The following is a 17,197-nucleotide window of genomic DNA, read 5'->3' as shown; positions in this document are numbered from 1 at the left end:
CGAATGTAGTTTATAGGTAGGATTATGAATGGACGAGTCCGATAAAATCGGACTTTGTTATCAACAGGTCGATAAAAAGCGAGGTCTTATCCTCGCTTTTTTCATTTGTATTGGCAAAAAAATAAGATAAAATAGCGGTATTTAGACCATTACCAGCGCCCAATTACCACATCGACCTAAGAGCGCGCACATCGGATCATAAATAGTGTAACTCGAATTTGTCGATCCACCAGTTTTTTCGTAAATTAAGTGTCGCTAAAACAATTATAATCATCTTATGAAAACTGTCTACTTGATCCTTCTCGGGTTATTCTTGCCGATTCATGTTGTCTGGTGTCAATCATCCATTGCTTATTTAGGCATTGATAAAGGACTTTCAAACGATTTTGTAACGGTTATCTTTCAGGATAAAGATGGGTTTATGTGGTTTGGAACATCCAACGGCCTGAATCGTTACGATGGGTATGAATTTAAAGTTTTTAAAAATGATCCATTATCGAATAATACAATTCCTGACAATCGTGTAACGGCTATCGCCGAAAGTGCTTCCGCTCAGTTATATGTAGCGACCAAAAGTGGATTGGCAGTGATAGATGCCAATCGTACAGTTTGTAAGCAAGTGTTGGTGCGTTCGCAAAGAGAAAATAAACTTCTAAATTTTCCGATCCATCAGATAGAGAGGGATATGCTAGGTCAGTTATTTGTGCAAGGCGGATCTAAAGGACTTTTTAAAATTGAGGAAACGAAGGATGGAAGTATTGCGAATAGGATACCTTTACAATATGCTGGCCAAAAGGATTTCGACTATCGTGTTTCGGCTATCTGCAAAGCAGCTGATGCTGGAATTTGGGCAATAATAGATCATCTTGGTTTGGCTTATTATGATAGCAAAAAGAACAGTTTTTCAATTGTAAAGCAAGGTGATTTCCAGTCGACGACAATGGCTGTGTCAACGATTGGAGATGTTTGGTTTGCCAATTATCAGAAAATTAGTTGTTATCATATAGAAACGGGCGTGCTTGAACGATATAGTTACGATACTTATCGAAAAGCTATCGTTAACCTTTATTTTGGAAAAGACAAAAAGCTGTGGATATGTACAGATGGTACGGGCATTCAAAAATTTAACCCCACGACAGAAACTTTCGAAGAGTACATCGGATTTGATCAACAACAATTAACCAGTCGATCTGTGTTTGCTGTATGGGAAGATAAAGACGATCGGATTTGGATTGGCACTCTAAGGGGTGGGGTCAATATTGTGGATCCGGTAAAAAGAAGATTTCAATCATTTAAACTTATTCCCAATAGCCAACGGGTAAATACGGCCGATTTTATTTTATCATTTGAACAGGCCGATCGCGATCATATCTGGATAGGAACTGATGGGGATGGATTATATAAATGGAGTATATCGAAAGGCACTTTGGTGAATTATACCTATTCAGCTCCTCTGCAGAGCAAACCTTCTTTTATAACATCCTTGATTCAGCATCAAAATGACCAGTTGTGGATTGGAACCTATGATATGGGAATTGTAAAATTAAACGCAAAAACAGGCGAAATAAAGCATTATAGCTGTTACTATCCGAATACGCCTTACGCAAATAATGCTGTATGGCGTTTATTTAAAGACAGTAGGGGTACATTTTGGGCTTCAACCCTTGCTAGTGGAAATGTCTATCGCTTAGATACCACCACAGATCAGTTTAAATATCTTGATTTGCCAATAAATGACGTGTTAACGTTTTACGAAGATAAAGATGCTACATTGTGGATGGGATCCTGGAATTCTTTATTTCGACTGGACCTGCGTACGATGAAATACAAGAGTTATCAGATAGGTACGCCCATCCGTTTTATCCAACAAACAGAAAATAGCTTTCTTTGGCTTGGCACCGAAGGGGGAGGACTTTTACATCTGAACTTAAATACAATGAACTATAGGCGCTATACTGAAAAGGATGGACTTGTTAGTAATACTTTGTTAAATGGATTACAGGATGCACAAGGTAACATGTGGATATCTTCACTCGACGGACTGTCCAAAATGGATTTACGAAAAAAAACATTTCAAAATTTCTACCAGTCAGACGGTCTCCAAAGTAACCAATTTAATTACAACGCTGCCATCAAATTACGCGATGATCAGCTGATTTTTGGAGGCATCCGTGGTTTCAATATCATCAGACCGAAGGATGTATTATTTGAGACCAGTTTTCCTTTATTAAAATTGACCCGATTAAGTATCGATAATATACCATATGACCAAAGTGGGCAGGAGAATCAAATTCCTTTAAATGATGTGAAGCATCTAAAAATACCATTTGATAAGGCTGTATTATCGTTTTCCTATGCAGCATTAGACTTTAGTTTTTCGGATAGGATCGACTACGCCTATTATTTGGAAGGCTGGGACAAAGATTGGAATTACGTCAATAAACAGCGTACAGCCTATTATTCTAATCTCAGAGAAGGAACATACAAATTACATATTAGATCAACCAATGCAAATGGCGAATGGAATCCGACGGAACGAATTATAGGTATAGAAGTTTTGCCTCCTTGGTACCGAAGTTTTTGGGCATATCTAGGATACTTTTTGCTACTCGCTGCGGTACTCTTTTTTTATAATAGGTATAGGGAGAATAAAGCATTGTTGCTCTTTAAAGTAAAGACTGCTGAGTTTGAACGTGATAAAGAACACGAATTACTCGAAGATAAACTGGCATTTTTTACCCATATTGTCCACGAGATCAGGACTCCATTGACCCTTATTGTAAATCCGATCAAGGATATTGTCGTCAAGTCAAAAAAGAATATGACAGAATCAGACGAGCTACTGTCTATTTACAGTCATTCCAAGCGATTGTTAAACCTTGCGGATAAACTTCTTTTGTTTAGAAAATCCGATGGCAATTTAGACGAACTCGACAGTAAGGTTTTTGACATTATACAGGTTTGGCGAGACGCCTTTGAGTCCTTTAGGCAATTGGCCAGTTCTCGAAATATCACGTACTCATTTGAAACAGCTATTGAAAAACTAACTGTAGATGCAGATTATGAAAAACTGGAGATCTGTTTCATCAATTTACTTCAAAATGCGCTTAAATATACAGACAAAGGAGGATCTGTCGCTGTTAAAGTGAGGCGCCTAGAAAGCGAATTGATCTGTGATATCATCGATTCTGGACAGGGTTATCCAACCCATTTAACAGAAGAAATTTTTAAACCTTTTAAACGTAATTTTAACCTATTCAACCAAAGCGCAGATGGTTTTGGAATCGGACTGTTTTTTGTGAAAAAATTTATTACGCTGCACGAAGGTAAATTGGAATATACTGCAAATCCAAAAGCTGGAGCTACTTTTACAATACGATTGCCGATTCATCAGGTCAGCTCAGCGACGGTGGGGCCAACTGTCGAATTACAACAGGCTGCTTATGGATATCTTTCTTCTGCGGAAGAAGATAAGCTTGAGCATACACCTTCAATCTATCCAAAAAAACGACAACCACTTGACGAGTGGTATGAAGATGATATGCAGGAGAAAATACTAATTGTAGATGATAATGAAGATATGTTAAACTATATTGCTGGAGTCTTTTCTGACAAATATCAGGTTATTAAAGCAGACAGTGCAGAAATGGCAATAACTGTGTTAGAAAAAATAGAACCAAGTATCGTCATCAGTGATATCATGATGGGTGGAGACTCTGGAATCGATCTCTGCAAACATATGAAGAGCAATACAAAACGCAGCCATGTCCCTATTATTTTGTTAACTGCAAGTGCGTCTTTCGATGTTAAATTAAAAGGGATTGAAGTTGGAGCAGATGACTATATCGTTAAACCTTTTGATAAAGAGTTACTCGTGGCACGTGTGGAAAGTTTGATAGAAAACAAAAATAGATTGCATACCTATTTTTACAGTGAGATCACGTTGCAGTCGAAAGATCATCAGGTTCCGACGGCCTTTAAAGATTTTCTTCAACGGGCTATAGCAGTGGTTGAAAAGCACTTGTTGAATGAAAATTTTACGGTAAAAATGCTTGCCGAGGAGCTAGGCATGAGCCATTCCAATATGTATAGACGAATAAAGTCTATTTCAGGTAAATCTGCCAATGAATTTATCCGCTATATCCGGATGCGCCGCGCCGCGCAGTTGCTGATTAATAATAAAACGAATATTAATGAAACCGCTTATCAAGTAGGTTTTAAGGATATCAAACATTTTAGACAGCATTTTTCCAAAATCTTTGGTTGTTCGCCCTCAGAATACCGAAAGCGATACAGCCACCTCGGAAATTTGCCTGATAATAAGAGCTAAATGTGACGGATTATCTAAAAATCAAAGAGCAGAAAAACAGTAACTTTCGTGAGAAATCCTGTTTTTCTGCTCTTCGTTTGTGTACAGCTAGCTATTAATAAGGTCCACTGTGACTGGTCATACCGTCTTTACGCATAGCTTCTATGAGCAGACAGTTGTAGACATAGTCCCAACTAGAGCTGACTTCTGAATTTTGATTTAAGCCATAAGGCCACCAGTGCATGCTATCGCCACTTAGCACAGCTGATTCGTCTTGAGTGATCATTTTTAGTGTTTTGTTGGCGTTTGCTAAACTGTATTTGCCATTTATAATGGCCTGCGACCACCAACTTGTCGTTCCAGTACCCAAGGTATGATTCATCTCATGCAACATGGTACGTATGTTTTGGTACCCTTCACCCGAACCAAATCGCATCCAACCCTCATTGTTAGCGTCGGCTGTCGGCACGCCTGGATCGTAGTTGAGATAAATGTGTTTGGTAGCAGAAGTATAATTATTGACATACCACACCGCACTGTCAAGGGCCACTTGCAATCGTTGATAAGCAGCAAGTTGTTGGGCCGTAGGGTTATCGGCTTTATTAAACGTATAGGTTACTTTACCCTTAGCAATCGTATGGAACGCAATATCTGGACCGTAGCTTACACCGGTTTCATTGATCGCATAAGCGCGTAAATGATAGTTCGTGCTTGGATTAAGGTTGAGTATACCTATTCTAAATTTTCCAGTACCTTTCGAACCGTTCGTCACTTTGTGATCATTTAAGGTGGGTTGTTCCTGTAGGCTCCAGCATATCCCTCGTTCGGTAATGGCGCCACCGCCGCTACTGATTATATTGACGTCATAATAAGCCATTGATGATCCCACAATAAAGATCGGATTAGTGCCAAAGGTAACCGATTGTATATCGGCAGTGGTCAACACCTGTTGTTCGCCGTAAGCAATTCCGCCCTTATTTTTGGCGTAAGGTCTAATGTAGTATGTTTGCGAGGGGGCAAGGGTTGTTAGTGCCACACTAAATTCACCAGAACCTTTACTGGAAGTTGCTTCCATCGGATTATTGTCGATTGTCGGATTCGGATCTTTGTTCCAGCAGATTCCACGACTCGTCACGAGGGCACCACCCGGTTGGAGTACTTTTCCAGTAACCATAGCACCGGTAGTGGTGATATTGGAAAAAGCCAGTTTACCGAGTTCAGCAAGTGCGATGTCGGCGGTTTTTTCCGGAGGCGTTACCATATTACTCTCTGTAGCCGCCTTTTTGCAGCCTGCTAAACTGCAGGCCGCAAGTAATGTATAAAAAACTAACCTACTCATATATTTCATTGTAATTTTTCGAAAATCATATTGCCAGTAACTTTAAAGTACGAACCGTCCGAGGCTGTACCGCTCATATTTCCGAGAAACCCTATGGTTACGGGACCCGCTTCGCTTACTGTAAATTCTAATACAGCGTTGCTTCCCGATAAGGTTTGAAAACCGATGGCCGTGTTTAAGGCGGATTGATCCGGCAAGATATTGCCTTTTGCAGCAATGAGATGAACGACACCAGCGCTGCCTTTGTCAATCTTTGAGACTGTAAAACGATATTTGCCCGGCTGTAAGTTGGTTGTTTGATAGATCTTACCATTTACTATTGGCGCTAAGTTGGGTGACGGTGAAGCCCATTGCCACCAACCGGCTTCCAATGATAAACAGGCTTTTTTATCGCGAATCTCAATTCCACCATAATATTTTCCGTCTGCAGTCTTGAAATTTTTTACTGCATCATTGACTATCCATACAGCCGGTGTACCCCAGCGATCGCCGCCCATTGCGGATGTTTCGAAAGGAAAGTTCATGTTTTTTAGATAGACCTCCTTAGGCGATATATTTGCGGAATAATTTGTGTAGAATGTATCTATACTTAAGGAATCCGGAACAAATAATGTACGGTAGCGCAATGGTTTGCCAGGCATAAAGTCTGCTAAAATACTTTTCCCAAGTTTAATGGAGTCTCTTTGTGTAATCAATTTACCGGAAGTATTGGTGTACTCCACTTCCGTAAACTGAGCACCGCTGGTCAGATCGATCCCCCCCCAACTGACGGTGGTTTTTTGATCTCCTGCGAAATAATCAACAGCATACATTGGTCTGTTGATAAGACCTGAACTAAATCGTTCACCATAAGATACTCCAGTCTTAAATACACTTAGCGACTTGTTGCCTTGGGCGTCGTAGGTGATAAGTTCAAAATTGTGTACCCCTTCGCTTATCTTGAGCGAAATTTTTAAGGTATCTACGCCTGCTGTACGATTGACTTTTACCTCAGTCGAATCTTGCCGATTATCCCAGTATATTTTGAGACGCTCCACCTTGGGGTCTGCCATAAATAATCCAGTAATATAGACGCGCTCTTTACCCGAGAAGACCTTTACGGAATCAATTTTGCCGGTGTAGGAAATTTCACCGCCTTCCAGGTACTTTTTATAATCATCACTCTTTGAACAGCAAAGGAAAGAAAGCATGGCCATGCTAAGCAAGGGCATGATAAAGAATGTTTTAATATGTGGTACTTTCATCATAGTCTAATTGATAATAAAAAAGTGATCTTAACGTGGATCGCCATAAACCTGTAGCTCGGCGATGGACATAAAAGAAGATCCTTGCCAATTTTTAATAGTCTTGATGCGCAGATAACGCACCTTTGGCGCACTGACATCAAAGTCAAAGCTTAAACCCGCATTGGCGAGTTGGTAATCTTCATCTGTTTGTTGTCCCATAGGTAATCCAGAGGGCTTTTTGCTTTCAAATGTACCCAAACGCGTCCAGTTGTTCCAGCTTCCGTCCGAAGGAGGATTGTCGGAGCCCCATACTTCAAAAAACCGAACATTACCCCCATAATAGTACATGCGGCCGTTATTAGTATATTCAGGATAGTCCCAGATGACAATCCTACTCATTTTGGCCAGCGTACCGGTATCAAATGTAACCCATTGTGGACCGTTCACAGTGACATCAGTCAACGATATGTTGGGCCAGTTAATAATGTCCCCATCCCACATTTTAGAAAGTCCCGTAGAAGAATATTGTTGTTTAGAATCCGTCGGTAGTGTAACTGCAGTATACCTCGATTTTGGAAGTGGCTGTTCAAACAGCGGTGTCAAGGTGGTGACCAGTGTATCAGTAAAATTCATGTACTTGTCTCTCACGGTAATCGCAAATTGTTTGGGATTAGGAGCAAAACCACGGATCGTACGTGAAATCTGTTTAGCGGAGGTATAGATATTATCGACAGAAGGCACCCATTCACCCAACGAGTCGACCATCACCATCACCGTTAAATTTTTTTCTGACTCGTTTTCAGCCGTGATCCGAATGCCACCAAAAGCTGGAATGGCCTCCAAACTTCGGAAAGTATTCCAGATCGGGTTTTCTAAAGGAGTTACGGAGACTTCGATCGGCGCCGAACTGACTTCACTTCTATTTACGGCATAAAGTTTAATTGGATGTGGATTTGTATCTGCAAAACCTTCCACCAACAGTGAGTTGTTATAGTAGGAGGATTTCACCTCCATTTCTTTGCCCGATTTTAATTGGTAGACAGCTTTGACATATAATAGATCCTGATCCTTTGGTAAGGTATAGGTAATCCGTGCGGCCCCAGCCAAGTTTTCTACCTTCACGTTACTCACTTGACCTGGCGCTGCGCTGTTTACGACAGGGGCAACCTGAATTTCTTCTTTACAGTTTTGGAATAAGATGCAGAAGAAAAATATAGCCTGCATCAGTTTTCTGTTTATATTCATTTCGTTATGACTTTAAGGATAAAATTGAAAAGGGCTACCATCCAAGACTTTGTGTCAAGGAAGGATTTACGGTTAATTCGCCTTGAGCAATTGGCCAGAAATAATCTCTAGGCGCTACAAATGTCTGCTGAAATAAGGTTCTTATCTGGTAGTAATCTGCACTGACCTCTTGGTTTACACTCCATCCGGTAATGTTTTGGTTGAAGTATTTAACGGCCAATTTCCAGCGTCTTAAGTCCCAATAACGTTTTCCTTCAAAGGCCAATTCGATCATGCGTTCGCGTTGGATAATTTCGCGAAGACCCTCTTTTGTCGTCGGCTTGTCAGGGTTTGAAGAAAATTGACTCCAAGAAGATAGTACTCCAGAGATTCCTGCACGTTCACGAATGCGGTCTAAATACGTGTATACTTCATTGGAAGGACCATTTGCCTCATTTAATGCTTCTGCGTACATCAGATAGATGTCGCTTAACCGCATGTTCGGCCAAGGGTAGGACTTATAACTGACTCCGTTGCTGCTAAATGCTTGTTCCCAATTGACTAATTTTTTAAGAAAGTATCCAGTTTCATTGATCCATCCATGGTTATTCGCGCCGGCAGGCTGATTTAACTTTGCCTGCACATAATAAGTATCCTCGTCTGAGAGGCTTTTAGTATCAAACTTAAACCAGATACCACCGTCAAAACCCAAGTCAGCATAAAAGCGTGGCTCGCGGTCAAAGTTTAAACGTGCCGTGGTATATCCTTCTTTGATATAGTAGCGATCTGCAGAGGTGGCCACACGTAAGGTTGACTTATCGTTAAAGTCTAATGTTTTATCCTCGTTGATGGGTACACCATTTTTTGTATAAAACATTTCTGCAATTTTCAGTGGTGCGCTGAGGTGCTGCCTTGCTGTACCGACCACTGCCTCTGGAGTTAACAGCGGCATCGCGTCTCGCTGTATATTCCATGCCTGATAATTAGGGTTTGCCCAAATGTGTTCAGCAGACCAGCGCTCATTGAAAGCTAAATTAATACCTAGCACCTTTGCTGTTGCATCGCTCATCTTAAACTGCCCATATTCAGCCTTATTGAAAGGGAAGAAGCGGATACCCGCTGCATCGGCAGATTCAATTGCAACTTTAGCGGCCTCCGCAGCTTTGGTCCATTTTGAGGCATCGTATGAAGGATTGAAAAGCTGTTCACCTTTGCTATTTCGCATGGACTGATAATCTGTATTTCCGTTGAATAATGGGCTTGCCGCAGTGAGCAATACTTCAGCTTTTACAGCCTGAATGATGGGTTTAGTCACCCGGCCCAATTCTGCTGCTTTGTTCGGAATAATTAAGGGGACAGCTTTTTGCGCTGCGGAATCTAACAAAGTAACGATATAATTGACAACCTCATCTACAGGACGTTGTTCTACGCGTACAGCTGACTGGTTTGCATCAAGTGATATATTATTTTCAACCACAGGAATTGGACCATATTGACGGAATAACAAATAATGGTAGTACGCTTTTAGAAACAATACCTCTCCAATCCATCGCGAACGATCATCAACTGAGAGATCAGGTACTTTGGATAGATCAGAAACATTTTCCAAAAAGATATTGCAATCTCGGATAGCGGTCCATAAGCCACCTCTCCAAGAGTCTACTAGAGGTTGGTTGACATTTTGCCCACCGCGCGCGATTCGCCAGTTGTTAGCCGGATAGATTTCACGTTGGGCGACAGGTAGCCAGACTTCGTCGCCAGCAAGAAATCCAATGTTGCTTTGAGCATCCGAATTATTTGGTAACCATGCATAACAAGTGAAGAGAAATTTCTCAGCTTCATTTCGCAAGGAAAAGGCGTTGTCAATTGTCGCCACATTATCCGGAACGACGTCGATATAATCTTTGCAGGCAGAAACACCAAAAGCACTAAACAAGAGGCATGCTAAATAGGTTGCTGTCTTTTTCATATTTTTATTTTTCATTATTTCTCGGTTGTAGTTAACATTAAAAGCCCAGTTGTAAACCAATGTTGTAAACGGACTGAATCGGATAGCCTATTCCTTTTCCTCCCATTTCGACATCCCACATCTTAAAGGAGCTTAAGGCAAATAAATTCATTCCGTTGGCATAAACCCGTAGGTTTTTTGCTCTGATACGTTTCATCAAACTTTCTTTAAAAGTATAGCCGACTTCGACTGTTTTCAATCTCAAGAAAGCTCCACTGCGCATCCACCAGGTACTTCTTTGATTATTATTTGCAATAATGTTTTCACTTAGGCGAGGCCAGAAGGCATAAAGATTGCGATTTTCCTCACTCCAATAGCTATCAGCAATGACCTGTAAAAGGCCATTTTGTGAACCACCATTTAAATAGAAAGGAGAGATATTCTCAGAATTTATGAAAAAAGAAGAGCGTGCAGAACCTTGAAAGTAAAAGCTGAAGTCTAGGCCTTTTCCACCCACAGTACCACCAAATCCATAGATCATTTCAGGTGTCGTTGGGTAACCTATCGCGACACGGTCTAGGTCTGTAATCTGTCCATCGCCATTGACGTCACGGTATTTGATATCTCCTCCAAGATAATCCAACCCTGGTTTTCCGAACTGTACAGGAGAATTCAGTACTTCTTGATCATCCACAAATAGACGCTCAGCGATGTAACCAAACTCTTGGGATGCTGAAGTTCCTACCGTATAGCGGCTAGCCTCTTTGTAAGCAGGTTCATCCACAATCAATTTTTTGCTCACTGCATAGGTCATCGTGCCCCGACCCTGAATATACCAGCTGTCGCCGAAATTCTTATTATAATTTAGCGTAAGATCGACCCCTTTACTTTCTGCTTTATTGGTATTGGCAACAATAGGAGCCCGCAGCCCCATGGTACTCGGTATATAAGATCGACCAGTGAGAATATTGCTCCGTACCTGTTTGTAGACATCTACATTTAATTCGAGGTCTTTAAAGAGGCCTAGTTCAAGTCCTAAGTTTGTCTGCCGCGATCGTTCCCAAGTGATATCCTGATTGGCATAACGACGAATGGCAATGGTCGGTCTGTTATAGCCCGAAAGCTCACCAAATGCGATCGGAAAATCGTTCATATTTACATCAGATAAATAGAAAAAGCGATCTTGCGAACGGCCTATCTGATCGTTACCGGCAAAACCATGCGTGGCGCGAATTTTTAGTTTTGAAATGACCTCTTTGACAGGTTCAAAAAATGCTTCGTTGGATATATTGTAACTAAGCCCAAAGGAAGGAAAAAAACCTAAACGACGATTTTTGGCAAAGCGTTCTGAACCGTTGTAACCAAAGTTGAATTCGGCAATATAACGATCATCGAAATTGTAAGAAAAGCGACCAGATAGACCAATATTGCGTGAAGGTAGCGAGAGTTGCAAGTTTCCGGCATTTCCACTCAATGAATTCTGAACTAATCCGATGACTGTGGCACCTACATTGTGCTTGCCAAAAGCATGATTATAGCTCGCAATTGCATGTGCGTAAAACATCGAGTTGACTTCTTTTGCAGATTCCGAATAATCGAGGTATTCGGTACCGACCGTACCGATCGATCCCAGTGAGCCATCGTTCATGACGCGCAGGCTTAAATCGCCATAGGCATCAGCAGATGCGGTGTAATAGAAAGGGTTATATTTTCGGTTTACTTCAAAATAGGCATAGCGTTTTAGGTAAGTCATGGCTGTAAGGCTCAAACCTGGAATCAATGCATTCAGATTTTGATTAATTTGAATCTGTGGCATTATCGTAGAGGTATTGAATTCTTGATAACCACGGACCATTTCCGCATACGGATTCACAAATAAACCACCATTTCTGTTGAGTGCATTACCAAATAAAGGATGATTCATATAAGGCATATACGAAGACGGGTAGATCGCGGGGAACATGACAGGATTCGACCATATTGCCCGTCTGAACGTAGCTGCTCCGCCGTTGATACGGCTCCCGTTTTCATCTGTGCTACCTATAGGTCCATTGTAATCGTCAAATTGCGCGTATACCCGTACGATACCAACCGTAGTAGGCGTAAAGTTGATATCAATATTCGAACGTACTGAATAATTTTTTAACTTGATATTGTTATTGAAATTGTTGATTCCGTTCATCTTCAAAATACCATTATCGATATTATAGGTGCCCGACAGATAGTACTTCGCTTTTGCTCCACCGCCACTGATATTTAAGTTGTTGCGTTGGTTTAATGTGTAGTCTTTTATGAGTTGGTCAATCCAATTGTTATTTGGATATAGTAGCGGATTGTCTCCGGCTCGTGTGTGATCAATTTTGTTCTGCCAGTAAGGAAGTCCCTGTCCGCTGGCGGCATCAGCTGGTCTAGTTAGATAAGCCTCGTTGGCCATTTCCATATAGCGGATGTTGTCTGCAAATTTAAAATTGCGTGTATTCGTAGAAATATTACTTTCGGTGCGGAATTCGAATTTTGTAGCACCTTCTTTCCCCAGTTTCGTTGTGATCAGTACAACACCATTTGCCCCGCGGGCACCGTACATGGCTGCTGCATTGGCATCCCTGAGCACAGAAAAGCTCGCGATATCGTCTGGTTGCAAACGTGCCATGTCGGTAGGTGAGGACTCGATGTTATCGATAAGAATCAGCGGGTCCTGTTTTCCAGTTCCGAAACTTCCAAGTCCCCGAATAAAGAAATTGGCATTGTCAGATCCAGGCTCACCGCTCCGTTGAAAGGCAATCATACCAGCAACCCTTCCCGCAAGCATCGTTGTCAGGTTACTTGTTGGTCCTTTTAATTCCTTGGGATTAATTGTGGTTACCGAGCCGACGACAGACGCTCTTTTTTCACGTTGTCCAAAACCCGTAACAACAACATCATCAATAACATTTTCGTTTAGTTTGATTTGAGCATCTAAGGTGATGGTGTTGTTGGCATCTATTTTTTTTCCGATCAAGGAAATTTCCTGGCGGGCATAGCCGACACTACTAAATACTAATGTTGCCGTTTTACTGGTATTTAGTACATATCGACCATTTCCGTCCGTAGATACGCGAAGAGTGCCTCCCAAAACACTCACCGTGACGCCTGATAAAGCTGTACCGTCATTTTCTGAGGAGACCTTTCCTTGTACCCGAACTTGTTGAGCAATGGCTGCAAAACAAGTTGCCGTCATTAGAAACATAAAAATTCCTAGACGAGATTTAATCTTCTTCCATCTTTTCATTAATAAGAATTTTGGTTATAAATTGAGTTATGTTAATACAATTATCGTCACAACAAACTGTATAATTCGAGGGGATTTACAGCAAAAGAAGGGGGTGAAATCGTCTTTTTTAGCATGTTTTGTGCCGAATCTTAGCGCTATGAGGTTCAGCAAGTTTTCTAACGTATTCAGCATACAAGAATATGGGAGACTAAGGACCTTTACATTAATTTCATCGACCGCTGTTTCAAATGAGACGATTAGAGCCATTTTGTACAAAAATGAACCATTTCTGAACGATTCAGTACCCTAGTGGAAATCCACTATAGCTATTTTTGTACCGTACCTCAATAAATCATTTTATTATTAAACCAGCCCAATAAGTTATAAACTGTAGTAGTGGGCTGCGTAAATGGGGAATACAGTAACCAATAACCAATACACATAATAATATATTCTGATACGAAATGATAAACAGAAAAATAATCTCTCATGGTATAATAAGTATTTTATCACTTTTATTTTGTACATCCACGTTGTCTGGCTTTTCTCAAAAAAATAAAAGTGAGAGCGATTCAAACAGCTCAGCGTATATCCTATTGAAGCCAAAGTACGATGGCCAATCAGTCTTGCGCAATCCTTTAAATGGCTGGGTAATGTATGCGCCGCGGAATGCAGATGATACGTATTGGGATATCGAATATTTTGTACCAGCATTGGGTAAAAAAGTAAAGGTCATTGATTACGCCTCGGCATGTTATGTACGCACAAGTTGGTCATCGCTGAATCCCAGTGACGGTGTTTATGCCTGGGATAACCCGAGTTCTAAAATAGGAAAGCTTCTGAAAGGAGCGCAAAAGAGAGGGCTGCCCATCGCGCTTCGCATTGTGGTTGATGGCCGCGACCAAGGTCAAAATACACCCAAATTTGTTTTTGATCAAGGCGCTAAATATTATCTGGAAAATGAAAACCATCCAGATAGGCAAACTCCCTATCCGCAGGATGCGGTATTCAGAAAGTACTATAGCAAATTTATAACCGCGTTAGCTCAAGAATTTAATGACTCTGAAAAAACTTCATTTATTGACGCTTATGGCTTGGGAAAATGGGGCGAGGCACATTATGTAGTTTATGAAGATCCGAAAACAGCAACTCCCGAAAGTACTGAAAAAATAAAGGAAGAGACCTTGGATTGGGTAACCAACTTATATGCTAAAGCCTTCACCGAAGTACCTTTAGTTATTAACTATCACCGTTTGGTTGGGCATCCCGAAAGTTGGGGAGCTGTAAATCCAAACAGCGAACGCTTATTGGATAAAGCTATTGATAAAGGTTATAGTTTGCGCCAAGATGCTTTTGGTATGACAGGCTATTATCAGGACTGGGAAAAGAATTTTGCCAAGAAATGGAATTTCAAACGGCCCATCATTATGGAGGGCGGCTGGATTATTGCTCCGGGCAAGCATCGTTATTGGACAGATCCCAGTGGAAAATATAGAGAAGGACACGACGAGGATGTAAGGAAGGGCGAGTTTGATTTGTCGGCTGAAGCTCATGTGAACATGATGGATTTCAGAGCGGGCGGGGAAACTGAGTCTTGGTTTAAGTCCTTTGATCTGGTTCAACGGTTTACTTCAGAGGGGGGATATCGTGTCTATCCGGACCAGATCAAATTACCTCAAGATATCCGTTCCGGTGCTGCAGCATTAATTTCTCACCGTTGGCAGAATATGGGCTGGGGTTATCTACCAAATAATATTCCACAGTGGAACTACAAATATAAAGTAGCTTTTGCGTTGTTAGATGCTAGCGGGAATGTGAAGAAGATTTTTATTGATCATCAGAGCGAACCGTCTGTATGGTTGAAAGGTGCTGGTGTGAATTACAACCTAAAAGCAAAAATAGATCTACCTGCGGGAATTTACACCTGGGCTGTCGCCATTGTGGATACGACAAAAAATAGTAAACCAGCAATTCAACTCGCACTCAATGAAGAATTAACTCCGCAGGGCTGGACCAAACTGTCGGTTATACGGGTAAAATAGAAAATGAAGATTCTATAAAAAATAACATCTATTATGGTAAAGCTGATCAATCTATCTTTGGTATTATCTCTATTTTTTAATCTGTTCGCATTTCATCTTGTTGCTCAGCAAAATATGATTAATGTGTATGGTAGGCGTGCACAGTTATTAAATGGTAAGTGGGATGCCATTGTCGACTTGTATGACCAGGGTAGAAAAAACAAAATCTATCTCAATAAAAAGCCCGAAAATAAGACTGATTTCTACGAATATGCCTTCGAAAATGGTATTCGTTTAAACGTGCCTTCGGATTGGAACAGCCAGATGCCCGAACTTAAATACTATGAGGGTACCATTTGGTATGGCCGCAAGTTCGATGCAGCGAAAGCAAGCGGAAATAGGCTGTTTTTATATTTTACTGCTGTAAGTTACCGTTGTCGCATTTATCTCAATGGCAAAGAGATCGGACAACATGAAGGAGGCTTCACTCCGTTTCAGGTTGAAATAACAGATGCTGTGAAAGAAAATGATAATTTTTTGGTCGTTGAGGTCAATAATACGCGTCGGATAGATGCCATTCCAGCAATGGCGTTTGATTGGTGGAACTACGGCGGCATTACCCGTGATGTTTTTCTAGTTAGTACACCGAAAGTTTTTATTGACGATTATTTTATCCAATTGGACAAAACCAAAGGCAATAAAATCAATGCTCAGGTAAAACTTTCAGAAAAGTTGGCCAATTCTTCCGTAACCATCGAAATACCAGAATTAGGATTGAAACAAACACTTGAGACGAATGCTTTGGGAGAAGTAAAAACGTCTTTTACATCAACAGAAATCAAGCGTTGGTCGCCAACTGCACCAAAATTATATCATGTCAAGATATCTACCCAAACTGACGAAATAGAAGAGGAGATCGGCTTTCGCAATATTTGGGTGAAGGGGGAAGATATCTTGCTGAATGGCCAGCCTATTTTTCTGAAGTCGATTTCATTTCATGAGGAAATACCTCAACGTGAGGGCCGTGCTTTTTCGCAGTCAGATGCGTTGATGTTACTTTCTGAAGCTAAGGCTTTGGGCTGTAACATGATTCGCTTGGCACATTATCCACAGAATGAATATATCGTGCGAATGGCAGAAAAAATGGGTTTCATGTTATGGGAGGAAATTCCCATCTGGCAGGGGATCGATTTTGAAAATGAATCGACCAAGAAAAAAGCGGTTAAAATGATGCGTGAAATGATCGAGCGTGATAAAAACCGTTGTGCACTTACCTTTTGGGGGGTAGCTAACGAAACCCAACCTTCCGAACAAAGAAATGCTTTCATCAGGCACTTGATTGCAACATGCCGAGCTATGGACACAACGCGACTTATTACGGCTGCTTTTGACCTGGTTCGTTTTAATAAAGAAAAAGAAATCTTTGTCATGGACGACCCTTTCATTAAAGAGCTGGATGTGGTAGCGGTTAATAAATATTTAGGCTGGTACCACAATTGGCCGGTTTCCCCTGATAAAGCTGTATGGGATGTGGCAAAAGGGCAGCCTTTGATTATCTCTGAATTCGGCGGAGAGGCCCTCTATGGAAAAACGGGCGAAAAGGATGTTGCTAGTTCATGGAGTGAAGATTACCAAGCAACTTTATACAAAGACAACTTGCAAATGTTTAAGCATATCCCAAACCTACGCGGAATTTCACCTTGGGTGTTATTTGATTTCCGTTCGCCTTTCCGTTTTCATCCGACTAACCAAGGGGGATGGAATCGAAAAGGGTTAGTATCGGACCAAGGTTATCGAAAGAAAGCATGGTATCTTATAAAGGAATATTATGAGAATAATTTATAGAAATGAATGAAAGTAGAGAAAAGAGTAACACACAA

8 protein-coding genes are annotated in these 17,197 nt (G+C 41.1%); 3 read left to right on the top strand and 5 right to left on the bottom strand.

Going from position 1 to position 17,197, the window contains the following annotated elements; all coding sequences use genetic code 11:
* Positions 1–277: 277 nt before the first annotated feature.
* The gene (locus B3E00_RS03550; protein WP_293936957.1) at positions 278–4,330 is read left to right on the top strand and encodes a hybrid sensor histidine kinase/response regulator transcription factor; all 4,053 of its coding nucleotides are present in this window, start codon (positions 278–280) and stop codon (positions 4,328–4,330) included.
* 94 nt (positions 4,331–4,424) lie between these two features.
* Here the strand turns inward: B3E00_RS03550 and B3E00_RS03545 are convergent, their stop codons facing one another.
* The 5 genes from B3E00_RS03545 to B3E00_RS03525 are packed head-to-tail and all read right to left on the bottom strand — an operon-like array spanning position 4,425 to position 13,314.
* Complete coding sequence (locus tag B3E00_RS03545) at positions 4,425–5,648, bottom strand: hypothetical protein (RefSeq protein WP_293936955.1); 1,224 nt, start codon at positions 5,646–5,648, stop codon at positions 4,425–4,427.
* 5 nt (positions 5,649–5,653) lie between these two features.
* Positions 5,654–6,895 carry a DUF4998 domain-containing protein gene (locus B3E00_RS03540; protein WP_293936953.1) on the bottom strand — a complete coding sequence of 414 codons (1,242 nt, stop codon included), beginning with the start codon at positions 6,893–6,895 and terminating at the stop codon, positions 5,654–5,656.
* A gap of 27 nt (positions 6,896–6,922) precedes the next feature.
* Positions 6,923–8,119: a DUF5000 domain-containing lipoprotein gene (locus B3E00_RS03535; RefSeq protein ID WP_293885424.1), complete on the bottom strand. Its 1,197-nt coding sequence runs from the start codon at positions 8,117–8,119 to the stop codon at positions 6,923–6,925.
* A 34-nt stretch (positions 8,120–8,153) separates the two neighbouring features.
* Positions 8,154–10,067 carry a RagB/SusD family nutrient uptake outer membrane protein gene (locus B3E00_RS03530; protein ID WP_293885426.1) on the bottom strand — a complete coding sequence of 638 codons (1,914 nt, stop codon included), beginning with the start codon at positions 10,065–10,067 and terminating at the stop codon, positions 8,154–8,156.
* Positions 10,068–10,104: 37 nt separating this feature from the next.
* A complete protein-coding gene (locus tag B3E00_RS03525) occupies positions 10,105–13,314 on the bottom strand; it encodes a SusC/RagA family TonB-linked outer membrane protein (RefSeq protein ID WP_293936951.1) in 3,210 nt (1,069 codons plus the stop codon).
* Positions 13,315–13,760: 446 nt separating this feature from the next.
* On the opposite strand from B3E00_RS03525, the gene B3E00_RS03520 reads away from it, so the two are divergent.
* Positions 13,761–15,338 carry a DUF4832 domain-containing protein gene (locus B3E00_RS03520; protein ID WP_293885430.1) on the top strand — a complete coding sequence of 526 codons (1,578 nt, stop codon included), beginning with the start codon at positions 13,761–13,763 and terminating at the stop codon, positions 15,336–15,338.
* Between the two features lie 33 nt (positions 15,339–15,371).
* Positions 15,372–17,162, top strand: coding sequence for a glycoside hydrolase family 2 protein (locus B3E00_RS03515; protein WP_293885431.1), 1,791 nt, complete (start codon positions 15,372–15,374; stop codon positions 17,160–17,162).
* Positions 17,163–17,197 lie beyond the last annotated feature (35 nt).

Source organism: Sphingobacterium sp. UBA5996 (assembly GCF_002429765.1).
Taxonomy (GTDB): Bacteria; Bacteroidota; Bacteroidia; order Sphingobacteriales; family Sphingobacteriaceae; genus Sphingobacterium.
Note: the sequence above shows the minus strand (reverse complement) of the source record. Positions and strands in the feature narration are given on the sequence as shown.